The organism is Citrobacter sp. Cpo074 (genome assembly GCF_030332745.1).
Classification (GTDB): domain Bacteria; phylum Pseudomonadota; class Gammaproteobacteria; order Enterobacterales; family Enterobacteriaceae; genus Citrobacter; species Citrobacter portucalensis.
The window spans coordinates 16,201-39,995 of the sequence record NZ_JAOWHG010000025.1 but is presented as its reverse complement, the minus strand read 5'-3'; the positions used below and the strand labels follow the sequence as shown (position 1 = coordinate 39,995).

The following is a 23,795-nucleotide window of genomic DNA, read 5'->3' as shown; positions in this document are numbered from 1 at the left end:
CGCGAACGGCTTGCACATTATAAACACCTTATGCAGGCAACGCGAAATGACCCGTCGCCATATCAAACATCAAGCGGGCAAAGCCCTTAGCGCACTGCGGGTTCGATAAATACTGCAGCATAAATTCTTGTCGCGCTTCGTCGCTGTCCATCACCGCGTCGTCCACCGCCTTGAAAAAATCGCCTAATATCGCCTGCTCGGGACTGTTATTCCTGATTTGTTTCATCACAGTTTCATTCTCACTGATTTTATTAAACACGGTCATTGCGCTGCTGAGCATATCTTTATCCGTCAGATGGTCGGTGATAAACAGCTCATTCATGCGCGACAAAATATGCGACAGAAATTCCTCTTTCTTGTCTTTTGGTTTTGCCGTACCCACGTCGTTGCTGGGATCGAGCGTATATTCCGCAGCATCTTCCTGTAGCTTCAAATGCTGTTCGTGGATCTTCGATAAGCGGTAGTGGCTCATCTCCACGTTACTGAGATCGATCTCGTCTTCCTCCAGCCGCTGTTCGTGCAACAAAGGTCGTAGATGGCGGGCGAATAGGCTGAGTTTTTCCAGATCTTTATCATCGTATTCGACGATCTGCGACATAAACTCGTAAAAACGCACAAAACTGCCGAGATCCTTCTTGAAAATTTCCAGCCGATCTTTTTCCTGCTTACAGGCTTTAAAGCTGTTTTCGGCATTGGTGATCAGCACCACATCACCGGTTTTTTTGGTTCTTTCGAACATCTCTTTGGCGGTCAGATATGCGTCGATAGCGAGGGCGTAGCGCTTCTGCCAGCGCTCAACGGCCGGGCGGCAGATATTACTGATGGCGGCGTTGGATTTGTTTTTCGTAAAAAACGCGTCGCAGAACTGATCCACCTCGTTCCACTGGAAAATCTGGCTGGCACGTAGTTTCTCAAACAGATCAAATACCTGCTGGGGGGCGCTGACATCGGTCAGCTCGGCGGTCTGATAGTAGGGCTGGAAAGCATCCAGAATATCCTGCGGATCGTTATAAAAATCGAGCACAAAAGTGCCGGACTCCGCTTTGCCCGGATAGGTACGATTCAGGCGCGAAAGCGTCTGGACGCACTCGACGCCACCGAGCGCTTTATCGACATACATGGCGCACAGCTTAGGCTGGTCAAAACCGGTCTGGAACTTATTGGCGACCAGCATTACCTGGTAATCATCGCTGTCGAACGCTTTACGCATATCCCGGCCTTTCAGCCCCGGATTCATGTTTGCTTCTGTGAACTTCTGGTTCAGTAATGCTTCGCTGTTATGGTCGCTCGCCAGAAACTCGACCTCGCCGGAAAACGCCACCATGGCGCTGATTTTTGTATAACGGTTTTCGGCGATGTACTTATCAAATGCCAGTTTGTAACGTACCGCCGCCTTGCGTGAGCTGGTGACCACCATCGCTTTTGCCTGCCCGCCGAGCAGGTTCATCACATGCTTGCGAAAGTGCTCGACGATCACTTTCACCTTCTGCGAGACGTTGTAATCGTGCAGCGTCACCCATTGGTTTAGCCTGACCTTGGCCCGGTTGCTGTCCACTTCGCGGTCTTTATCTTCCAGCTTTTGCAGCAACTGATACGCCACTTTATAGCTGGTGTAGTTTTTCAGTACATCGAGAATAAAGCCTTCCTCAATGGCCTGACGCATGGTGTATACGTGGAATGCCGCCGGTTTGTTGGTGGCCGATGCTGGTTCGCCTGGATGCGGGAGGCGACCAAAAAGCTCCAGCGTTTTGGCCTTCGGCGTGGCGGTGAACGCATAATAGTTCAGGTTGCCGCTGTTGCGACGTGCAGCAATGGTGGCGTTGAGGCTGTCCTCTGACGACAGTACCGTGTCGTCGTCCCGCTCTTCACTCATCAGCACTTCTTTTAGCTGCCGCGCCGTGGATCCGCTTTGCGACGAGTGCGCTTCATCAGCAATCACCGCATATTTACGTTGTTTCAGACTGACGCTGTTTTCAATCGCTTTCAGTACGAACGGGAAGGTCTGGATGGTGACGATAATAATCGGCTGCGAGTGTTCCAGCGCGCTGGCCAGCTTTTCCGATTTGGAACCATCGCCTTCTTTGTTATTTATGCGCCCGACCACGCCGTCGGCATGTTCGAACTGGTAGATGGTGTCCTGCAACTGATCGTCAAGGACCGTGCGGTCGGTGACCACAATGACCGAGTGAAACCGTTTCTCGCCGCTGTCATCATACAGGCGAGAAAGCTGGTGCGCGGTCCAGGCGATGGAGTTCGACTTGCCGGAACCGGCGCTGTGCTGGATCAGGTATTTGTTACCGGTGCCCTCGACCACCGCGGCCTGTAGCAGTCTGTTGACCACGTCCCACTGATGATAGCGCGGGAAGATCAGGCTCTCTTTTTTGTACTTCTGCCCGTTCCAGTCTTCTTTCTCTTCGATTTGCAGATGCACAAAGCTGGCGAGGATTTTCAGCAGGTTATCCGGCAGCAGCACCTCGTTCCACAGGTAATCGGTCGCATAGCGGCCCGCGTCTTCCGGGATCTCGTTACCCGCGCCGCCCTCTTTAGTGCCTTTGTTGAACGGCAGGAAGAAGGTGTCGTCGCCCGCGAGTTTGGTCGCCATATAGACGTCGAACTGGCTGACGGCGAAGTGCACCAGCGCCCCGCGTTTAAAGGTCAGCAGCGGTTCGGGTTTGTTGGTGAGCGGATCTTTCGGTAAGCGGGTTTTCTTATACTGGGTGATGGCGTTCTGTACCGCCTGCTTAAACTCGGACTTCAGTTCCAGCGTGGCAACCGGCAGGCCGTTGATAAACAGCACCAGATCGATACGCCAGCGTTTGGCCTTCAGATCGTTTTCTTGGGTCGCACTGGCGTACGGACTGTAGACCAGCTCCGGCACGATCCGGCAGAGATTCTGCCGATAGCGCGCGAGGGTGTCCGGGTTGAGTGTGTGCTCCGGTTTAAACTGGCAGAGAAAAAAGCGGGCGTTGCGGATTTTCAGACCATGACGCAGTACGCCGAGCGTGCCCCAACTGCGCGACAGCATATCGGTAGCGTTAAGGTCAGCTTTTTGCAGCTGAGTGACCAGATTATCGAGAAAATGGCGATCGGTGTCGTTGGGGTAAACCTTCGCAAACTTTTCCCACTCCTGCGGCTGGGTGGTTTGCACGAATTGCAGCGTGTCCTGAACGTAGAGCGCACGTTCGCGATCGTAGCCGTCGCTTTTGCCGACAATCCAGCCGTTGGCGGACATCTGGTGGATGATGTCGTTTTGCAGGTTGATTTCGCGGGTGATGTCGGAGGTCATTGGGCGGCCTCCGCTTCGGCTGTGGTTTGCTCGTCTGGAGCGCGCCAGTTGCGGACGTCGATTTTACCGGTGACGGCGGCGGAGATAAGGGCGGTGCGGCGTTCTTTGAGGAGTTGGATGCCTTGCATTGCATTCAGTTCCAGCAAATTGTAGTGAGACTCTTGCTTACTGAGACTCTCAACAATTTTATCAATTTCAGATTGTGGTGGAAGAGCTATGGGGTAATTGAGCAGAAATTCTGAAGGAACGCGTTTTAATCCGCCAGCACCAGTCATTGCACTTGTTGCTGCTCGCATAAAGTTGTCCTCCTGAAGTCGATACAATAAGTAATCTGCTCTAATTTTTTTTGTAGTTCTTAAAACATATATTTCTGTAGAACCAAAGCCAATACCATTAGTTAGTCCATCTGCAATGGCGATATTTTTATTCTCAAAACATGGAGTTACCTTTGCTAAAAGGAGATCGTTATCCTCAAAGTAAGTGTAGCTGTTTATTACTTTATTTATTAATGTGTTTTCATCAGTAAAAAGTGAGTTCCTTTTCAAATTTTCCATTGGGATGAATGTGCATTTGTCATTGTATTTAAAACGAATGGATGATTTTCTAGGCGTTAATATTGCTATATATTTTATTTTTGTACATTGCCAATGTTGCGGTACTTTCCCCAACCACTCAATACCCGAATCTCTCATCGGCATATCAGGATTTAGCCCTTTGGTCACTGCATGACTAATCACTGCCTGACGTTTTTCTTTTAACAGTTCAATGATTTGTTGTTGTTTCTCGATTAGACTATCGATTTTTGCTGTTTCGTTGTCGAGAAAGGATGCAATGAAAACTTGTTCCTGCAATGAAGGGATAGTCGTTCTATATCCAACCATTCCTGCATCGCTTATGTTGGGTTGAGCACCGCCAAAAGCTGTTAATTTAATATATTCCTGATAGCCACTACTTTTTAATGTATACCATAAGAAACGATAATTCATTAACTTATCTAAAGTTTTAAATAAACCAACTCGCTGATTGATTAAAGCAGGAGATTTGTTTTCATAAAAGCCAGCCTTCCCAATGGTTGCCCCCGTCATTGCCATTAGCAGTTCACCGTTTTGAACAATATATGACTGACTTTGTTTAGCTATAGTGCGAGAAACATATTTGCAGTTTGCTAAATTAATCGAACCATCTTGACTAATATCTCCGATTCTGATGACTGGTTCACCAAAAGAAATAAATAAATCACTCGCAAATGCATATCCCCCTTTAACCCAAGAGTATCTTTTTAATTCAGTTATTAACCACTTGGTAGGTACATTACCCAACCATTCCACCCCAGAATCCCTATACTCCGAATACGCCTTATACTTAGCCATCAGGAATGCACCTCTCGCAGCAACTGCATAATCTCGACGCTTACCGCATCCAAATCAGCATCAATCTCCTCCAACGATCGCGGCGGCGTATACACGTAGAAATGGCGGTTAAAAGGGATCTCGTAGCCGACAATGCCGATCTCGCCGTCGATCGCATCGCGCTTGTCGGCGTTGATCCACGCGTCGGGAACGTGCGGCAACACTTCCGCTTTGACGTAGCCCTCGATCAGATCGCTGGTGGAAACGACAGGGTTGAGCGGCACGTTCTCGTTATCCCGCAGGTCGCCGTCCTGCTCAAACTCCACCACCTGCCCACGATAGGCAAACGCGCCGTACAGCGGCTGGGCGTCTTCTTTTAATACCTTCTTCACCACCGGTTCGGCGTCCGGGTTTTTGCGGGTTACCGCGTCGATAAACTGCTTGTTCTCTTTGGCATCCAGCTTCACGCCAGCGGTTTTAAGCGCGCTTTTTAAGTCAATCTGGAACTGATTGAAGTCATTGCTGATATGGGAAATACCGCCGAGTCTGTCGCCAAATGCTGCCTGGATATGCCGGGCTTTTTCCATCAACTCGCGCTGGGCCAGCCACAGCTTGCCGTCGAGCAGATCTTTGATTTGCTTCTCTTTCAGCTCGGCAAACTCGGCTTTGATAATGGCGCGGGCTTCGGTTTCCAGATCGGTGAAGTCGCCGTAGCCTGTTGCCTGCCATTGCGGGGCGAATGCTTCATACAAGCATTCCATCGGCGCGTTAAGCGGCTTGGGCGCGAAGCGTAATGCGGCAATGGCTTCATCGCTGATCTGCGCGGACAGGCGCAGCGGGCGCTCAATAGTCAGGCGGCGATAGCCGAAATCGGTACTGTTGAAGATTTTGCTGGCGAAGGTTTTTGGCGCTTCGCTTTTCGCGGTGGTGGCCTGGCGGCCGCGGCTGGATTTTGGCTCCGGCGCTTTCTCCAGTCCCAGTGCTACCAGCGTCGTGGCCTCTATCGCCTCAAAATCGCCGAAGGTTTGGGTGATGAGCCGGATATCGTCTTCGCCCATCAGATTCCGCTTCGAACCCAGCGACTTGCGCATTTTGCCGCACAGGTTGCTGCCGTCGATCAGTTGGACTTTGCCTTTGCGCTCCGGCGCTTTCTTGTTGGAGAGGATCCACACGTAGGTGGCGATGCCGGTGTTGTAGAACATATCGGTTGGCAGGGCGATGATACTTTCCAGCAGGTCAGCTTCGAGGATGTAACGGCGGATCTCGCTTTCACCGCTGCCCGCGCCGCCGGTAAACAGCGGGGAACCGTTAAGGATGATACCAATGCGACCGCCGCCGCTATGGGCGTCGCGCATTTTGCTGATCAAATGCAGCAGGAACAGCAACGATCCATCGGAGACGCGCGGCAGGCCGGGGCCAAAGCGTCCGTCAAAACCTTTCTGTGCGTGCTCGTCGCCGATCTCGCCTTCGATCTTTTTCCAGTCCACGCCGAACGGTGGGTTGGAGAGCATGTAATCGAATTTCTCGGCGGGCAACTGATCGTTTGAAAGCGTATTGCCGAGTTTGATACGGCTGACATCCTGGCCTTTAATCAGCATGTCTGCTTTACAGATGGCGTATGACTCCGGGTTTAGCTCCTGGCCAAAAGCGCGCATCACCGCATTAGGGTTCAGCTCGTGCAGATATTCCATCCCGGAGGAGAGAAAGCCGCCAGTGCCCGCCGTTGGGTCGTAGATGGTGCGAATAATACCGTCTTTGGTGAGCGCGTCGTCGTCGCCGATGAATACCAGCGAAGTGGTCAGGCGTACGATATCACGTGGGGTAAAGTGCTCACCGGCTGTCTCATTCGAACCTTCCGCAAAACGGCGGATTAACTCTTCAAACACCAGTCCCATATCATGGTTGGAAATGGCGCTCGGGCTTAAATCTGCATTCGAGAACTTTTGTACCACTTTATACAGCAGGTTGGCCTCTTCCAGTTGGCCGACAAACTCGCTGAACTTGAAGTGTTCGAAAATCTCACGGGCATCGGTGGAGAAGGACTGAACATATTTCTCCAGGTTGGCCTTGATGCCGTTTTGCCCCATTTTGCTGAGATCCATAGGCGAGGTGTTAAAGAACGTCAGGCCATCTGCGGCGCGCAGGAGCATCTTCTCTTGCGCTTCTTCCGGCAAATTGAGTGCTTTAATTTTTTCTGCCTGAGCAAGTACGGCCTCTTTGCTGTCTTCGAGTACACACTCCAGTCGGCGCAGCAGGGTAAAGGGGAGAATAATGCGGCCATACTGTGATTGTTTAAAATCGCCGCGCAGCAGGTCGGCGACCGACCAAAGAAAAGCGGCCGTCTGGGTGAAATTTCCTGATGTCATAAATACTTTCCTGGCCTCTGTGATGAGGCTTACTTTTTCTTCGGGTAGATAGTCTCCTTTTTACCATAAATTTGTAAGTTGATCATTTATAACGAGTTTTTATAATTTCAAGTGATCATTTATCGCTAAAGATCATTTTAATGAATGTTTTTAGGAGAGAGGAAAAACAGCATTCTCGCTCTGCAAGAATGCGATAAATGATTGAGGAAAGATGCCGGATGGCGGCTGCGCCTTATCCGGCCTACGAAATTCAATCACTGATCGTCTAATTGTGAAGCTATTTCCAACAACCGAGGTATAATCGTAAGATAATTGTATATACGTTTTTGTATATACAATTAGGAATGAAATACATGCCAATGGAGTTTGAATGGGATGCAAACAAGGCACAAAGTAACCACCGTAAACATGGTGTTCGCTTTGAGGACGCAGTATTGGTTTTCGACGATCCACGGCATATGTCCAGACAGGAACGTTATGAGAACGGTGAGTATCGGTGGCAGACCATCGGTATTGTTCATGGCATTGTGGTTATTTTGGTTGCCCATAGCGTTAGGTTTGAAAGTGGCGTTGAAGTCATTCGTATCATCAGTGCCAGAAAGGCAGACAGTAAAGAGAGGAATCGTTATGAGCATGGTTAAACATAAACGCGGCAGCGTATCCGCGCTGAGTGCTCAGCATGAGGCTGAACTGAAGGCGCTGGCGAATAAACCGGATGATGATATTGATTACAGCGACATTCCCGTGACCGAAGATGAGCAGTGGTCAGAGGCTAATCGCGGTAAGTTTTTCCGTCCGTTGAAAACGCAAGCATCGGTGCGCATTGATGCCGATGTGATGGAGTGGCTAAAACGCCCCGGGAAGGGTTACCAGACGCGGCTGAATGCCATTTTGCGCGAAGCGATGCTGCGCGAGCAAAATAAGAAATAGTCAGAATATACCGGGGCTGTGAGTGCCGGATGGCGGCTGTGCCTTATCCGGCCTACGGGAAAGTGCTATTTCCAGGCCCGGTAAGCGTAGCGCCTCCGGGCAATTCAGCAGGGGATTACTTCTTCAATCCCGCAAACGCAGCTCTGATCTCGTCTTCCGGCAGGTTAATGCCGATAAACACCAGCAGGCTGTGCGGTGTTTCGTCGCCCCACGGGCGGTCCCAGTCGGCGCTGTACAGGCGCTGGACGCCCTGGAACAGCAGGCGGTTTGGCTCGCCTTCAATCCACAGCATACCTTTGTAGCGCAGCAGCTTCTCGGCGGATTCCAGCAGCAGGTTTTCCATCACTCGCGACACGTCGCTAATGTTGACCGGGTAATCCAGCTCGACGACGATCGAGGAGATATCGTTTTGCTTGTCGGCGATAAAGTGGAAGCGCGGTTTGGCGCTGACTACGTTCTCTTCCAGCATAAAACCGTTGGTATCGAACAGCAGGGAGAGGTCGATATCACCATGTGTCACGGTGTAAATCGGCGCACGGGCGTTGATGCGCGCCAGGCGCTCACGCAGTTTTTCGCTTTCACCTGCGACGTCGGTTTTGGTCAGCAGGATCCGGTCTGCGTAGCCTACCTGCGACTGGGCGATGGTGAACTGGTTCATCTGCTCGTCGGCATGTACCGCGTCAACCAGCGCAATTACGCCGTCCAGCAGGTAGCGTTCGCAAATCACTTCATGGGAGAAAAAGGTCTGAATGATCGGGCCGGGGTCGGCCATGCCGGTGCACTCGATCACCAGACGGTCGAAATTGATGGCGCCTTTGTCGAGGTTGTCGAGCAGATCTAACAATGCGTCTTCCAGTTCACTGGAGCGGGTACAGCAAATACAGCCGTTGGTCAGGGTTTTGATCTGCGTGGCGCGATCGCCAATCAGCTGATCGTCCACCGAGACTTCGCCGAATTCGTTTTCGATAACGGCAATCTTGTAACCGTGCTGCTCGTTGAGAATATGGCGCAGCAGGGTGGTTTTACCCGCGCCAAGAAAACCGGTGAGTAGGGTAACTGCAATCGGGGTCATTCACTTCTCCTTCTAACAGCAACTGCTTCCGCCGCTACCGTAGCGGGCTTCCTGGCGCTCGCGGAAGAATTCTTCGTAGGTCATGTACGGCTTATCGGGATGGTTGGTCTTCATGTGCTCGACATAGTTGTCGTAGTCCGGAATGCCAATCAGCATCTTCGCCGCCTGACCGAGATATTTTTTAGCTTGCCCTAAAGTACCAAACATAAACAATCCTGATAAGCGAAAAGCCCCGCCGGAGCGGGGCTGAATACATCTTAGTGATGTGAAGAGGTCTTCACGCCGCCTTCCGGCACCGGTACATACGGTGTCTCTTTATCAGAGCGACCGTTGATGGCGCGGGCTTTCTGCCAGGTACGGAACCCGTAGAAAATGATGCTGTACACCACCACCAGGAACAGAATACTCAGACCTGCGTTGGTGTAGTTGTTGACGACGATGTGGTTCATGTTGGCAATCTGCTGAGCGGTCAGTTCGCCGCCGTTAGCAATCTTCTCTTTGTACTGATTCGCCATGAAGAAGAAGCCTTCCATCTGCGGGTTGGTGCTGAACAGTTTCAGACCCAGCGCCCAGGTGGTGCAGATAAGCAGCCATACAGCCGGAACAACGGTAACCCAGATGTATTTGGTGCGCTGCATTTTAACCAGTACCACGGTGCCGAGAACCAGTGCCACGGCAGCCAGCATCTGGTTAGAGATACCGAACAGCGGCCACAGGCTCTTAACGCCGCCCAGCGGGTCAACAACGCCTTGATACAGCAGGTAACCCCACAGGCCTACGCAGCCCGCAGTACCGATGATACCCGCAACCAGGGAGTCGGTTTTCTTCAGGAACGGCACGAAGTTACCCAGTAAATCCTGCAGCATAAAGCGGCCAGAACGGGTACCGGCATCCAGTGCGGTCAGGATGAACAGCGCTTCGAACAGAATACCGAAGTGGTACCAGAAGCCCATATCAGCCATCGGCAGCACTTTGTGGAACACGTGAGCGATACCAACGGCCAGCGTCGGTGCGCCACCTGCGCGGTTCAGAACGGACGGTTCACCGATGTCTTTCGCGGTTTGCAGGATCTGCTCAGGCGAAATGACGAAGCCCCAGGAGCTGACAGTCGCTGCCGCATGTGCGGTGACGTCTTTCAACTGCGCCATAATCAGCGGTGCGTTTTCGCCGCTCATTTCATGCAGGTTCGGCATGGTGATGCCAAGGCCCGCAGGCGGGGTGTTCATCGCGAAGTACAGACCTGGTTCGATGATAGACGCGGCAACCAGCGCCATAATTGCGACGAAGGATTCCATCAGCATCGCGCCGTAACCGATAAAGCGCGCATCGGTTTCACAGGCCAGCAGCTTCGGTGTGGTACCGGAAGCAATCAGCGCGTGGAAGCCAGATACCGCACCACACGCGATGGTGATGAACAGGAACGGGAACAGAGCGCCTTTCCACAGTGGGCCAGTACCATCAACGTACTGCGTCATTGCCGGCATTTTCAGTTCCGGGTTGAGGATAACAATCCCCACCGCCAGACCGACGATAACGCCGATTTTCAGGAAGGTAGCCAGATAGTCGCGCGGGGCGAGGATCAGCCATACCGGCAGCAGCGCAGAGATAAATGCGTAGCCGATCAGGGTAAAGGTAATGGTGGTGTCTTTAAAGGTCAGCGCCGGGCCCCAGTACGGGTCGTGCGCAATCACGCCGCCGAAGTAGATAGAGGCAACCAGCAGCACAATACCAATCACCGACACTTCGCCCACGCGTCCCGGTCGCAGGAATCGCATATAGATCCCCATGAACAACGCGATAGGTACGGTTGAGCAGACGGTGAACACACCCCACGGGCTTTCTGCCAGCGCTTTCACCACGATCAACGCCAGTACTGCGAGGATGATGATCATGATTAAGAAGCAGCCGAACAGCGCAATGGTTCCCGGTATTGGGCCCATCTCTTCTTTGATCATCTCACCCAGAGATGCACCGTTACGGCGAGAAGAGATAAACAGCACCATGAAGTCCTGCACCGCACCGGCCAGCACGACGCCTGCCAGCAGCCACAGTGTACCAGGCAGGTAGCCCATCTGAGCAGCCAGTACCGGCCCAACCAGCGGACCAGCACCTGCGATAGCGGCAAAGTGGTGACCAAACAAGACGTTACGGTTGGTTGGAACGTAGTTCAGACCGTCATTGTTGATGACCGCCGGCGTGGCACGCGTTGGGTCAAGTTTCATCACCTTTTGGGCGATGTACAGGCTGTAGTAACGATAGGCCACCAGATAAACAGAAACTGAGGCGACCACGATCCACAGGGCACTAATGTGTTCACCCCGACGTAATGCCACTACCGAGAGGCAGAATGCACCGATGATTCCGAGAATCACCCAGGGTATGTGCTTGAATATCTTTTTCGTATCCATAGTAAAACCTGGTATCTAATTAATAATTGGCCGAAGCCGCGTGGGTTTGATCTTGTGTTTGAGGAGGTAAATTGACTGCTATGTTGGAGGGATCTTGCCAGAGAATTACGCGCGTAAAGTAAGGTAAATAAGTGAGCGGTTGTATGTCAGCTTAAGCGGTCCCAAGTGTCAGTGAGCGGTAAACTGCGGGGGGAACGGGGAAATTTATGTGATTGAGATCACTAATGAACCCGCTTAGCGCTTTGGCAAACGGCGTGGATCGACGAATCGTCGATGCTGAGATTGATTCAACTAGCACAAATTTCATAAAGTTTTCCCTTTCCAGGCCGAAAATTCTGACATCTGTCTAGCGGAAAGAGAAAACATGTTAAAACGAATGAAGATTGTTACCAGCTTACTGCTGGTATTGGCGCTATTTGGCCTTTTACAGCTCGCCTCGGGCGGCTTGTTTTTTAACTCACTTAAGAATGACAAAGAGAACTTTACCGTTCTGCAAACCATTCGCCAGCAACAGTCTGCGCTGAACGCCACCTGGGTTGAGCTGCTGCAAACGCGTAACACCCTGAACCGGGCAGGCATTCGCTACATGATGGATCAGAGCAATATCGGCAGCGGCGCGACCGTTGCCGAGCTGATGCAGGTGGCGAGTACGGCGCTGAAGCTGACGGAAAAAAATTGGGCGATTTACGAGTCGCTCCCGCGCGATCCACGCCAAAGCGAAGCCGCTTTCCAGGAGATTAACCGCACCTATGACATCTATCATGGTGCGCTGGCGGAGCTGATCCAGTTACTGGGTGACGGGAAGATCAACGCATTCTTTGATCAACCGACACAGAGCTATCAGGATGGTTTTGAGAAGCAATATATCAACTACATGCAGCAGAACGATCGCCTGTATGACATCGCGGTGGCAGATAACAACAGCTCTTACAGCCAGGCGATGTGGGTGTTGGTTTGTGTGCTGATTACCGTACTGGCGGCGATTATTGCGGTGTGGTTTGGTATCAAACTGACCCTTATCTCCCCAATGAACCGTCTGATCGACAGCATTCGTCATATCGCCAGCGGTGATTTGGTGAAGCGTATTGAGGTGGAAGGTTCCAACGAGATTGGACAGCTGGCGGAAAGTCTGCGCCATATGCAGGGTGAGCTGATGAACACCGTGGGTGATGTGCGTAACGGCGCCAACGCGATTTACAGCGGGGCCAGCGAGATTGCGATGGGCAATAACGATCTCTCCTCCCGTACCGAGCAGCAGGCTGCATCTCTGGAAGAAACCGCAGCCAGCATGGAACAGCTGACGGCGACCGTGAAGCAGAACGCCGAAAACGCGCGTCAGGCCAGCCATCTGGCGCTGAGTGCTTCTGAAACCGCGCAGAAAGGCGGCAAAGTGGTGGATAACGTGGTGCAAACCATGCGTGACATCGCGTCCAGTTCGCAGAAAATCGCCGACATTATCAGCGTCATCGACGGCATTGCCTTCCAGACTAACATTCTGGCACTCAACGCCGCGGTAGAAGCAGCACGTGCAGGTGAGCAGGGCCGTGGATTTGCGGTGGTTGCGGGTGAAGTGCGTAACCTGGCCCAGCGTAGTGCGCAGGCCGCGCGCGAGATTAAGAGCCTGATTGAAGACTCGGTCAGCCGCGTGGATGTTGGTTCAACGCTGGTAGAAAGCGCCGGTGAAACCATGGATGAGATCGTCAATGCGGTAACCCGCGTGACCGATATCATGGGTGAAATCGCCTCTGCTTCTGATGAACAGAGCCGCGGTATTGACCAGGTGGGTCTGGCCGTTGCCGAGATGGATCGCGTGACGCAGCAGAACGCCTCGCTGGTGGAAGAATCCGCCGCCGCCGCTGCGGCGCTGGAAGAGCAGGCCAGCCGCCTGACTCAGGCCGTTGCCGTGTTCCGTATCCAGCATGACCAACAGCGCGCGCGTGACGTTGCGGCCGCTAAACCGGTTTCAACGGTCCAGCCGCGCAAAGCCGCGGTAACGGATGCCGGGGATAACTGGGAAACGTTCTAAGCCTGTGATGCCGGATGGCGCTATCGCTTATCCGGCCTACGGGAAAGTTACGTGGTTGCCGGGAATGTTACGTAGGCCTGATAAGGCGTAGCCGCCATCGGGCAATTAGCGCAACATCAGGTGCATGGCGCAGCGCGATTCAAATGCCAGTCCATGCGCCGCTTCCTCTTCTCTTTTCTGGCGCAACTTTGCAGGTAGCGTCTCGTCAGCCAGCATTTCAAATCCCAGTCGCGCGTACCATGGCGCATTCCACGGCACATCGCGGAAGGTGGTCAGCGTGAGCGACGTATAACCTTTCGCGTGCGCCTGTTCGGCAACATACTCAATCAATCTGCGGCCAATTCCTTTTCCCTGCCACTCCAGATGCAGCGACAGTTCAGCAATAAACAGCGATGACCCCAGCGTTTCGGCAACCAAAAAACCGACCGGAAGCGCATCGACCTGCGCCAGCCAGCTCATGCCTGCAGCGGCAAAAGCCTGATGCTGAGCAGCGGATAACATCTGGTCTTCAGCAATCCATGCCAGTTCGGGGATGCGTAAAAAACGTTGCCCCGCAGATCGTTCGATGGCGGGAAGAGCGGCAGTGTCTGCCAGAGTAGTAGCGCGCAAGGTGATGTTCATACGAGGAGCATAACATGCCCGATAAACGTGGTGTTATCGGGCATCTGGAGGATTAATCTTTACGCGGATCGCTGATGGGTTGGCGAACCAGGAAGATGTAGGCGAGGGCACCCACCATGGTGACGCAGCCGCAGATGATCAGCGCCAGGCGGAAAGAGTTGGTGGTATCAACAATAAAACCGGTGACGATCGGTGCGAACGACGCGCAGATAAAGCTGGCAAAGTTCTGGATACTGCCCACGGAAGCGGTCATACGTGAGGCGACGGCGACGTGGATCAGACCCCAGCACGAGGTACCTGCGAAGTGGATACAGAACAGCGCCATACCGATCAGTAACACGGCGGCCATTGACGTTGTGGCCTGCGGCACGACGAAGGTGAAGGCTGCGGAGCAGAACATCCCGGCGATAATACAAATCTTACGGCTCTTAATCGGTGCCATACCGCCTTTCACCAGCCAGTCGGTGACAAAACCGTTAATCAGCATGCCGGCTGCGCCAAACAGGAACGGGATCGCCGCCATTAATCCGGTGCTTTTTAAATCCAGGTTGTAGGAGGTTTGCAGGTAGCCCGGCAGCCAGGCCAGGTATAACCATGCAGTGTAGTTGATGCCGCTAAAGCCCAGCATCATGCCCCACATGGTACGGTTGCGGAACAGGCTGCGCCATTCGGCAAAGCTCAGCGGATCGCGGCGGGCATTGACGCTACCGGCGTTCAGGTACGCTTGTTCCGTGGCGCTCAGCTCAATTTGCTCGCGGTTGCGATACAGCATGTACCAGCCGATGGCGAGGAAAATACCCAGCACGCCAATGGTGATGAACATCCAGCGCCAGCCCATTACCAGCATCATGGCAGCCAGAATCGGCGGGCTAATGGCAACCCCGATGGTGGAGGCGGCGTTGAATAATCCCATCGGGCGGCCGCGCTCTTTGATGTTAAACCAGTCGTTGATGACCTTTACGCCGCACGGGTTCATTGGCGCTTCGCCGATCCCCATTCCGATACGCACCAACACAAACTGGGTGAAGCTGTGCACCATGCCGGACATCGCCTGAAACAGCGACCAGAAGAACATCCCCAGTCCCAACATAATGCGCGGACCTTTGCGGTCCAGCAGCGGACCGCAGGGCAGTTGCGCAATACCGTAAGCGAGAGAGAATACCGACAGCAGCACGCCGATTTGCGTGGCGCTCAGCCCCAGTTCTTCACGAATCGTTAAGTTGGCGACAGACAGTGAGCTACGGTCAAGGTAATTAATCACCGCAGCAAAAAATAATAAAATCATTGCTGTGGTCTGGATACGTTTAATTCGGCTACTGCGTTGCACCATGCCCTCAGGCGGAACATTAATATCCGCAGATGACGACGTGCCAAACGAAGAACTTGGGTCGAGGGTAATATTATTTTTTTCCACGCCGGACTCCTGAACCTCAATAATTTATTTTTCACACAGCAGGACTGTGCAGTATTGAAAAAATACCAGTGATGAATCAATTTGCTCATCACCGCTCACAAAAGTTTTTAATGCAGTCGACTTAGCGTGAGCATAGGCAAGAGGTATTTTTCAGGCGTTTTTATTTTTATAAAATCGTGCTCCCGGTAATGATTTGCTGTTTTTTATCGGTACTTAATGAGCGACATTACAACCCTGGTTGATGGAGCGAATCATCGATTGTTTGGCTGAATTCAAATGGTTACAGAGCGCGAGGGTGGCATCCAGGTCGCTGCGGCATATCAGCGCGCTGAGGATGGTCATATGCTCATCAATGGCAATGATATTACGCTGCTTGAGATCGCTCTCATCCCACTGATAGTGGAAGTGGAAAATCACGGAGATGATTTCAAGTGATTGATTAAAAAATACATTATCGGCAGCAGAGAGTAGCAAAGCATGGAACTCACGATCTAACTGCGAGAACATGCGAAAGCTGCTGCCAATGCTGTCGCGCAGGATCCGATGGCGCTCCAGCAGCGTTTTAGCCTGCAACCAACGCGGGTCATCATCGGGCAGATTGAGGAAATGCTGCAGAGAATGCGTTTCCAGCATCTCTCTGAGTTCAAACAGCTGTTCAGCATAGGCCTGATCGAATTGCTTCATGCTCCACTGACCGCGTTTTTCGTTTTTAATCAGGTTGTAACGCTCGAATTTTAAAAGATATTCCCGCACTACCACCGGGCTGACGCCTGCGGCTCTGGCAAGCTGCAGTTCGGAGAAGCTCTCGCCTGCACGCAGCTGTCGCTGGTTGATCATGGTGAAAAACGCCTGCTCAAAAATCCGGTTTTGCTCGGTCATGGAGGCGGTGGTGCAGGCAAAACCGTCGTCATGGTCGGGTTTTCGCACGATGACATAGTGGCTGCCGACCTGGGTCAGCACGCCGCACTCGCCTAAGTGGCTCAGCATATGGCGCACGGTGGTGCGGCTGATGTTGTACATCTCCGCCAGTGCGCTTTGTGAGGGGAGTGGGGAAGGGATATGACCACGCGCCATATCATCGATTATCTGGTTAATCACATTGTGGCGTAAGTTCTGCGAACGGCTCATGGCTTCTCCTTTTTATCTATTAAAACCCGATTTAAAACATTTTTATGCGCTGGAATTCACAGATTGTGTTTCTGCTTTCTCCGTCTTTTTTATTTTCGTTGATATCTGAGGCAACAAAAAAACAGGAGAGCAGAATCATGTCTACGATGAATACGTTGATTTGCCAGGAACCTAAAAAATTAGTCTGGAAAGAGCGCGAAATACCTATTCCGGGTGAGGGTGAAGCATTAATTAAAATTAAGTCGGTAGGAATTTGTGGTACCGATATTCATGCCTGGGGTGGCAATCAACCTTTTTTCAGCTACCCGCGTGTATTAGGGCATGAAATATGTGGGGAAATTGTCGGTCTGGGTAAGAATATACAGAATTTGAAAAATGGTCAGCAGGTGGCGGTTATTCCTTACGTGGCCTGCCAGCAGTGTCCGGCATGCCTGAGCGGGCGCACCAACTGCTGCGAGAAGATTTCAGTGATTGGCGTGCACCAGGATGGCGGTTTCAGTGAATATCTGTCCGTTCCGGTGACCAACCTGCTGGATGCGCAGGGGATTGACCCGCAGGCGGCGGCGCTGATTGAGCCTTACGCTATCAGCGCTCATGCGGTACGCCGGGCGGCGGTGGCTCCGAGTGAGCAGGTGCTGGTGGTCGGCGCGGGTCCGATTGGTCTGGGGGCGGCAGCGATTGCCAAAGCCGATGGCGCACAGGTGGTGGTCGCCGATACCAGTCCAGCACGCCGGGAGCACGTGTCTTCCCGGTTGGGACTCCCGGTTATCGACCCATCCGCTGAAGATTTTGATGCGCAGCTGCGCGCTCAGTTTGGCGGTTCGTTGGCGCAAAAGGTTATTGATGCCACGGGGAATCAGCATGCGATGAATAACACGGTGAATTTGATTCGTCATGGCGGCAGCATCGTTTTCGTTGGGCTGTTCAAAGGCGATTTGCAGTTCTCTGACCCTGAGTTCCACAAGAAAGAGACCACCATGATGGGCAGTCGCAACGCCACGCCGGAAGATTTCGCCAAAGTGGGCCGTCTGATGTCGGAAGGCAAACTTACCGCCGACATGATGCTCACGCACCGTTACGCGTTTGCCACACTGGCAGAAATCTACGAACGGGATGTGATTAACAACCGTGAGCTGATTAAAGGCGTGATCACGTTCTGAGAGGAGAAATGCGATGAAGACATTGAATCGACGTGATTTTCCGGGGGCCTGCTACCCAACGCGCGTGATCCAGTTTGGTGAAGGTAACTTCCTGCGGGCGTTTGTTGACTGGCAACTGGATATCCTCAACGAGCAAACCGATCTGAACGCTGGTGTGACCATCGTTCGCCCGATCAATACCGATTTTCCGCCGTCGCTGAATACCCAGGACGGGCTTTATACCACGCTTATTCGCGGGCTAAACGAGCAGGGTGAGGCCGTGAGTGAGGCACGGCTTATCCGCTCGGTGAATAACGAAATCAATCCGTATCAGGATTTCGCGGCGTATCTGGCGCTGGCGCACAATGCAGACATCCGTTTTCTGTTTTCGAATACCACCGAAGCCGGAATTAGCTATCACGCAGCTGACCGTGTGGATGATGAGCCGCCGGTGAGTTTTCCGGCCAAGCTGACACGCCTGCTGCTGGAGCGTTTTAACCACTTTGCGGGCGCGGTGGATAAGGGCTGGGTAATTATCCCCTGCGAGCTTATCGACTATAACGGTGAGGCGCTCAAAACCCTGGTGCTGCGCTATGCGCAGGAGTGGCAGCTTCCTCCGGCATTTGCCGACTGGGTGGAGACGGCAAACACGTTCTGTTCCACGCTGGTTGACCGTATTGTCACCGGCTACCCGCGCGAAGAAGCCGCTACGCTGGAAGCGACGCTTGGCTATCACGATGCGTTTCTCGATACCGCGGAGCATTTTTACCTGTTTGTGATCCAGGGGCCGCAGTGGCTGGCAGAGGAGCTGAAGCTGGCGCAGTGTCCGCTGAATATCCGTGTGGTGAGCGATATCAAACCGTACAAAGAGCGCAAGGTCGCTATCCTCAATGGTGCGCATACGGCTCTGGTGCCGGTCGCGTGGCTGTGCGGGCTGGAGACCGTTGGCGAGGCGATGCAGGATGCTGATGTCCGCCGCTTTGTCGAGCGGGCGATTAGTGAGGAGATTATTCCGGTGTTGGATCTCCCAGCGGACGAATTGCGTGAATTTGCCGATGCGGTGAGCGGGCGTTTTCAGAACCCCTACATTCGCCACCAGTTGCTTTCCATTGCGCTTAACGGGATGACCAAATTCCGCACCCGAATTTTGCCGCAGCTGCTGGCGGGTCAGCACAATGGGCGCTGGCCCGTGCGGTTAACGTTTGCCCTCGCTGCGCTGCTGGCGTTTTATCGTGCAGAGCGCGACGGGGAACGCTATCCGATACAGGATGATGAGCAGTGGGTAAGCCTCTATGCCAGCCTGTGGCCGCGAGTTGGCAACGATTTAACGTTGCGTGAACTGGTGGATGCCGTGCTTGGCGATGCGGCACACTGGGGAGAGGATTTGACGTTGCTACCTGGCCTTGCCGGGCAGGTGACGGCCAATCTGGAGATGATTCTGGTGCAGGGTATGCGCCAGGCGGTGAACGGTCTGGAATAAGGTTGCCATGCAGCGCCCGGTGTGGTGTTGGGCGCTGTTTTTTTTCAGACAATACATTCGGTTTACGATAGGCCTGATAGGCAAAGCGCTATCAGGCCTTTCATGTTACGAACCCTGAGCCACGACTTTGATTTCAACCATCCCGATCCCCAGCTTACGCGGTGAGTGACCGAGAATATTGCCCTCGTTGGTGGCGACCGGATCGGGTGGAACAATTACCAGCGTATCGGCATCCGCCGGGTTATCAAAATGTAAGGTGGTGGTGCTGACGTCATGGCCTAACACCAGCGTCTGCTCCTCGTTGCCAACGCGCACGGGGATCGGACGATTGGCATTGTCACCGAAGGCTTTCGCGGTAATGACCAGATCGAATTTCTTCGGTAGCGGGGCTTTGTACTCAATCGTTACTTCTTCGCTGAGCTGCGCATTGGACCAGCGTCCCCAGGATTCGGGGCGTGAAATGCCGCTAAACTGTTTGACCTCTTCCGGCGCGCCCGCCACGTTGAAAACGAAGCTATCTGCTTTGTAGCGAATGTCGTTATCGACAATTTTCAGCGTATCGACGTTACCTTTATAGCGCTCCATGTCGATCACCGTGTCTTTAAATACGGTTTTACTTTTCCACTTGGCTTTATCGACGTGCTGTACGATTTGTTGTCCGCCCAGTTGCCCCTGTGATACGCACCAATCGGTAGAGAGTGCCAGCTCCGGCGCCCACAGTTGCGCCATTTTGTAGCAGCGATCGACCCAGACGAAGTTATCGCGTGGGGCGAAATCTGCCAGTTGGAAGCGCAGCGGGGCCGAGTATTCGCTTTCCGGCAGCGGCTCGACGCGTTTGTCCGATACGCGCAGCAGCAGCGGCAGGCGGAAATGACTGCCGGAGAAAGAGATCATATTTTTGTCCTGGTCGACGGTGAACTCTTTCATCTCTTTCGGGAAATTCCACAGGCGAATGATATCGGGCTTCCACGCCAGCATTTTTTCTTTGATGTTCAGGAACACTTCCGAGACGGATTCGCTCGACAAGCTGCTGCGGCCAAGGCCGATAAAGTTATCGCCGCCGAGAATATCCAGTACCGTTGCGCCGTTATCCATCGTGTTACGCTTTACCGCCAGCGTGTCCTGTTGCGGTTGATCGCTGCGCAGTACGAAGAACAGGTTGTTGCGGTCCTGCTTGTTCAGATACTTCCATGCGGTGTTGTTCATCGCCAGATGATCGGAAGACACCACGATAACGGTATCTTTAAACCACGGCGATGCTTTGATTTTATTGATAAATTCGGCAATGTTTTCCTGGCTGCAGCTGACCGCGCTGAACGATTGGTTGGCCTTCCCGTCGATGTCATAACGTTTACGGTTGCAGCTACGGGAGATAAATCCATCCGGATGATGGGTATCCACGGTCAGGGTAAACAGTGAAAAACGCTGGCCCGAGCGCGAAAGCTCTTCGAATTTTTTCCACGCTTCGTCCAGCACGGTATCGTCGTAGAAGCCCCAGTCGTTACGATAGGTCGGGTCCGCTACCACGCTTTTTAACTCTTCCGCACCATACAGATGGTCAAAGCCGTGAGATTTCAGGAACACGTCTTTGCCAGCAAAGCGCAGGTTGGCACCCTGCACAAAGTAGTTCTGATAGCCGGAGTTTTTCAGGATATCGCCCAGACAAATATTGTTAGGGAAGAAACTTGAAACCGACGCAGAGGCGTTGCCTTCAAACGGCGCAAACAGCGGAATACCGCACTGGGAGGCGACCATGCCCGCGATGGTGTAATCCGTACCCGGCAGCTGCATGGTATTGCTGAAATCCAGACCTTCGTTTTTCAACGCGCCGAGTTCCGGGGTCAGATCCGGGAACGCGTCGTTATTAAAATAGGTGCGTTCGAGGCTCTCACCGTAGATATACACCAGGTTCAGCTTCGGATTGGGAATGGTTTTCGATGGCTCTTTATAATACGTCGGGAAATCCGGGTCGCCATCGCGTGACTGCGACTTCACCAGTTCGGTTATCTGGTGAAACGCCGGGCTGGCGTCAACGGAGGCCAGCGCCAGCAGCAGGGCCAGCAGACTGTAACCCACATGATGTGGATGATGGCGACGGCGGCGTAGGATCCAGCCGAGAGCGACAAAAACGGTAGTCAGCGCCAGCGCGATCCCAACGCCCGGCAGGATATATTTGCCGATGCCTGCGCCGGTCAGGCTGTTGGTCAGCGTATAGAGAACCGCGTCATTGATCCCGTCGCCGGTGAAATAGTCACTGGCATAAAGCGTGATATTCAAGACAATAAAAATCCCCAGCACCGTTAACGTGGCGGCAAACCACCAGGTGTTGCGACCCGCTTTCCAGGCATAAATCAGCACTGAAGCGAGAAACAGAGTGATGGAGATTAATTCTGACAACGGTCGATCCTCAGTAAACCGGGCAATTGCCTGGCAGGCTAATCATTTGGTGAGAGAACAATGTAATAGCGTTGTTACATTGCTGCAATTGTAGTGACATTAAATTACGTTGTTATTCAGAATTGGTTTAGATATGCGCGTTTTTGTGGAGAAATACTGTTTATTTGGAATGTGAATGTATTGTCGAAAATAAATAGATGCCGCGCAGGTTATACGCGGCATGTCGTGCGTCAGGAAATGAAGTTCATGCCCTGTTTTAACACCAGATCGCAAGCCTTGGTTTTTACCTGCTGTGCCAGTGAGCTGTTACCGATCGTGCTCAGGTTCAGCTGTTGACCATCTTTGGCGTTGAGCAGACCCTGAATACCGTCCATATAGTTGGTATCTTGTTTCTGCTCTGGCGCGCTGAGTCCCAGTTTATCCAGCACCTGGTTTTTGACGTTTTGCGCGTCGGTGACCGAGGCCAGTTTCTGTTTAGCGCAGTATTCCAGGATCCCGGCGACGTTATTCATGCTGCTGGAGGTCAAAGACTGATTGCTGCCGTTCAGCAGGCTGGTCAGGGAAGAGAGCGACGAGCTGCTTTGCGAGCCGGAGCTTTGTTTGCTCAGCTCACTGGCCGCGCTGGAGAGCGAATCCTGCCAGGAGGCGGCGAAAACGCTGGTGGAGATGAGCGTGCTGGCGGCAAGCGCACAGCACAGCAGACGTTTGGTAGTTTTCATCATTATATGCAACTCGTGTTATGCCTTTTCAGCGCAGTATAGCGCTGGCAGTCTTAGGAGTGGTCCTAATACGTTAATACTCTTTACCGGTTACCCGACTACGGTAGCTTTCCCAGTTAAAAATGACCCACAGACTGTTGCCAAGGCGCATACGATCCATCACGCGCTCACCCAGCAGCTTGTTCATTTCATCCATATTGCTGTTAGTTAACATACCGGTCGGACGTTTTGAGGACGAACGGCGATCGACAATCTGATTAATGATCACTTTTTCATAGCGGGATTCGGTCTGCATGCCGATCTCGTCGATCACCAGCAGATCCACATTGCTCAGATCGTTGAGCAGCTGTTCTTCGCTGGTTTCACGATTACTGAACGTTTCTTTCATCGCCGACATGATATCGGCCACGGTAATGATCAACACCGACTTGCCGCGCAGCAGCAGTTCGTTGCAGATGGCGGCGGCTAAATGGTTTTTGCCGGTGCCGGGTTTGCCGGAGAAGATAAAGCTGGCGATGTTGCCGTCAAACTCTTCAACATACTGGCGGGCTTTGCTCAGGGCGTTCATCTGACCTTCGCACTCTACCCGATAGTTTTCGAACGAACAGTTCTGATGCAGCGGACGGATACCGGAACGGTTGAATGTGCGCTGCATTTTCATAGCCCGGTTTTCGCGGGCCAGCGCTGCGGCACGAATTTCACCTTGCTCTTTTTGCCATGCCAGCAGTTCTTCGCCCGTTTTAAAGGCGGGCTCGACATTAGGTGGCATCATTTTTTGCAGACGTTTCATCAGGTCGCCAACGTTTTTCATCGTTATCCTCTAAAACCCGGTGGAATGTGGCTGTCAGGTTCACTGACGCTGTTCACATCGCGCTTTGGCATTCCGCCATTGCTGGCCCTTCCAATCTGAATGCTGCGCGCCAGTTTTTGCTGCCACTGAATATGGTGAAAGACTTTTCCTTCAGCCTGCCAGTAGGCAACAAATGAGGCCAGCTCTTCAGCAGTAACCGGCTCTCTCAACGCTACGCCCCATAAAGCAGCCTGACGCTGAAAATCGGCATCAGGCTGCCAGGCAGCGTACATCGCAAATTTCCCCATTGGTACGGCAACGGGAGCGGCTTGCGGCTCTTCATAAAATTGATCATCTAATGTCACATCGCTTCCCGGGCGTGACAGTTTCTCCTCAAGCGCCAACAGCTCAGCCAGTCTCGCAGGCGTCACCGCGTAAAACGCTGGCGCATTGTTAGCGAATACGGCTACGGCGCCACCCGCAGACTTGGCCAGCACGGCGTGGTGATCGTGTAGTAAGGCGTCAATGCTAGTGACGTCTGGCGTCAAAATTTTGCAGGGCATAATGTTTCTCAATACTGAACAACAACCGAGAAGGGGACTGCTTTTATAGTAACACAGAGAAGAAGGAGAGCAGCAGATGAGGGGGAGATTCCCCTCTCTGCAGGGCA

At 52.8% G+C, this 23,795-nt stretch carries 18 protein-coding genes; 5 read left to right on the top strand and 13 right to left on the bottom strand.

Going from position 1 to position 23,795, the window contains the following annotated elements; all coding sequences use genetic code 11:
- Positions 1–28 precede the first annotated feature (28 nt).
- The 3 genes from OGX83_RS02730 to OGX83_RS02720 are packed head-to-tail and all read right to left on the bottom strand — an operon-like array spanning position 29 to position 7,001.
- Positions 29–3,286 (bottom strand): type I restriction endonuclease subunit R, encoded by a 3,258-nt coding sequence (locus OGX83_RS02730; RefSeq protein ID WP_286587290.1) that lies wholly within the window; start codon positions 3,284–3,286, stop codon positions 29–31.
- Entirely contained in the window at positions 3,283–4,656 is a 1,374-nt protein-coding gene (locus tag OGX83_RS02725; RefSeq protein ID WP_286587289.1) for a restriction endonuclease subunit S, read from the bottom strand. Before OGX83_RS02725 ends, OGX83_RS02730 begins: the two co-directional genes overlap by 4 nt.
- The gene (locus OGX83_RS02720; RefSeq protein WP_286587288.1) at positions 4,656–7,001 is read right to left on the bottom strand and encodes a type I restriction-modification system subunit M; all 2,346 of its coding nucleotides are present in this window, start codon (positions 6,999–7,001) and stop codon (positions 4,656–4,658) included. The genes OGX83_RS02725 and OGX83_RS02720 overlap by 1 nt, the downstream gene beginning before the upstream one ends.
- A gap of 353 nt (positions 7,002–7,354) precedes the next feature.
- Here OGX83_RS02720 and OGX83_RS02715 point away from each other — a divergent pair, with 353 nt between their 5' ends.
- Positions 7,355–7,642, top strand: a complete 288-nt coding sequence (locus tag OGX83_RS02715) for a BrnT family toxin (RefSeq protein WP_286587287.1) — start codon at positions 7,355–7,357, stop codon at positions 7,640–7,642.
- Positions 7,629–7,931 carry a BrnA antitoxin family protein gene (locus OGX83_RS02710; RefSeq protein WP_128612219.1) on the top strand — a complete coding sequence of 101 codons (303 nt, stop codon included), beginning with the start codon at positions 7,629–7,631 and terminating at the stop codon, positions 7,929–7,931. The genes OGX83_RS02715 and OGX83_RS02710 overlap by 14 nt, the downstream gene beginning before the upstream one ends.
- 115 nt (positions 7,932–8,046) lie before the next feature.
- Here OGX83_RS02710 and yjiA read toward each other — a convergent pair whose 3' ends face one another.
- The 3 genes from yjiA to btsT are packed head-to-tail and all read right to left on the bottom strand — an operon-like array spanning position 8,047 to position 11,411.
- Entirely contained in the window at positions 8,047–9,003 is a 957-nt protein-coding gene (gene yjiA / locus OGX83_RS02705) for a GTPase (protein WP_060682792.1), read from the bottom strand.
- A 12-nt stretch (positions 9,004–9,015) separates the two neighbouring features.
- Entirely contained in the window at positions 9,016–9,210 is a 195-nt protein-coding gene (locus OGX83_RS02700; RefSeq protein ID WP_003830038.1) for a YbdD/YjiX family protein, read from the bottom strand.
- A gap of 50 nt (positions 9,211–9,260) precedes the next feature.
- Positions 9,261–11,411, bottom strand: coding sequence for a pyruvate/proton symporter BtsT (gene btsT / locus OGX83_RS02695; protein WP_003830033.1), 2,151 nt, complete (start codon positions 11,409–11,411; stop codon positions 9,261–9,263).
- 364 nt (positions 11,412–11,775) lie between these two features.
- On the opposite strand from btsT, the gene tsr reads away from it, so the two are divergent.
- Entirely contained in the window at positions 11,776–13,437 is a 1,662-nt protein-coding gene (tsr, locus tag OGX83_RS02690; protein ID WP_008786110.1) for a methyl-accepting chemotaxis protein, read from the top strand.
- A gap of 105 nt (positions 13,438–13,542) precedes the next feature.
- Here tsr and OGX83_RS02685 read toward each other — a convergent pair whose 3' ends face one another.
- The 3 genes from OGX83_RS02685 to OGX83_RS02675 all read right to left on the bottom strand — a co-directional run bounded on the left by OGX83_RS02685 (position 13,543) and on the right by OGX83_RS02675 (position 16,600).
- Positions 13,543–14,058 (bottom strand): GNAT family N-acetyltransferase, encoded by a 516-nt coding sequence (locus OGX83_RS02685; protein ID WP_213752486.1) that lies wholly within the window; start codon positions 14,056–14,058, stop codon positions 13,543–13,545.
- A gap of 52 nt (positions 14,059–14,110) precedes the next feature.
- Positions 14,111–15,472 (bottom strand): MFS transporter, encoded by a 1,362-nt coding sequence (locus OGX83_RS02680; protein ID WP_003845612.1) that lies wholly within the window; start codon positions 15,470–15,472, stop codon positions 14,111–14,113.
- 213 nt (positions 15,473–15,685) lie between these two features.
- Complete coding sequence (locus OGX83_RS02675) at positions 15,686–16,600, bottom strand: GntR family transcriptional regulator (RefSeq protein ID WP_003830023.1); 915 nt, start codon at positions 16,598–16,600, stop codon at positions 15,686–15,688.
- A gap of 137 nt (positions 16,601–16,737) precedes the next feature.
- Here OGX83_RS02675 and OGX83_RS02670 point away from each other — a divergent pair, with 137 nt between their 5' ends.
- Both OGX83_RS02670 and OGX83_RS02665 read left to right on the top strand, forming a co-directional pair.
- Positions 16,738–17,760 (top strand): zinc-binding alcohol dehydrogenase family protein, encoded by a 1,023-nt coding sequence (locus OGX83_RS02670; RefSeq protein WP_008786112.1) that lies wholly within the window; start codon positions 16,738–16,740, stop codon positions 17,758–17,760.
- 13 nt (positions 17,761–17,773) lie between these two features.
- A complete protein-coding gene (locus OGX83_RS02665; RefSeq protein ID WP_153687645.1) occupies positions 17,774–19,219 on the top strand; it encodes a tagaturonate reductase in 1,446 nt (481 codons plus the stop codon).
- A 105-nt stretch (positions 19,220–19,324) separates the two neighbouring features.
- On the opposite strand, the gene opgB is transcribed toward OGX83_RS02665, so the two are convergent.
- From opgB to dnaT, 4 genes are all read right to left on the bottom strand, one after another.
- Positions 19,325–21,616 carry a phosphatidylglycerol--membrane-oligosaccharide glycerophosphotransferase gene (gene opgB, locus OGX83_RS02660; protein ID WP_048236183.1) on the bottom strand — a complete coding sequence of 764 codons (2,292 nt, stop codon included), beginning with the start codon at positions 21,614–21,616 and terminating at the stop codon, positions 19,325–19,327.
- Positions 21,617–21,846: 230 nt separating this feature from the next.
- A complete protein-coding gene (locus OGX83_RS02655; protein ID WP_048236182.1) occupies positions 21,847–22,338 on the bottom strand; it encodes a YjjA family protein in 492 nt (163 codons plus the stop codon).
- Between the two features lie 70 nt (positions 22,339–22,408).
- On the bottom strand, positions 22,409–23,146 hold the full coding sequence (gene dnaC / locus OGX83_RS02650; RefSeq protein WP_003019133.1) for a replicative helicase loader DnaC: 738 nt from the start codon (positions 23,144–23,146) through the stop codon (positions 22,409–22,411).
- 2 nt (positions 23,147–23,148) lie between these two features.
- A complete protein-coding gene (gene dnaT / locus OGX83_RS02645) occupies positions 23,149–23,688 on the bottom strand; it encodes a primosomal protein DnaT (protein WP_008786116.1) in 540 nt (179 codons plus the stop codon).
- Positions 23,689–23,795 lie beyond the last annotated feature (107 nt).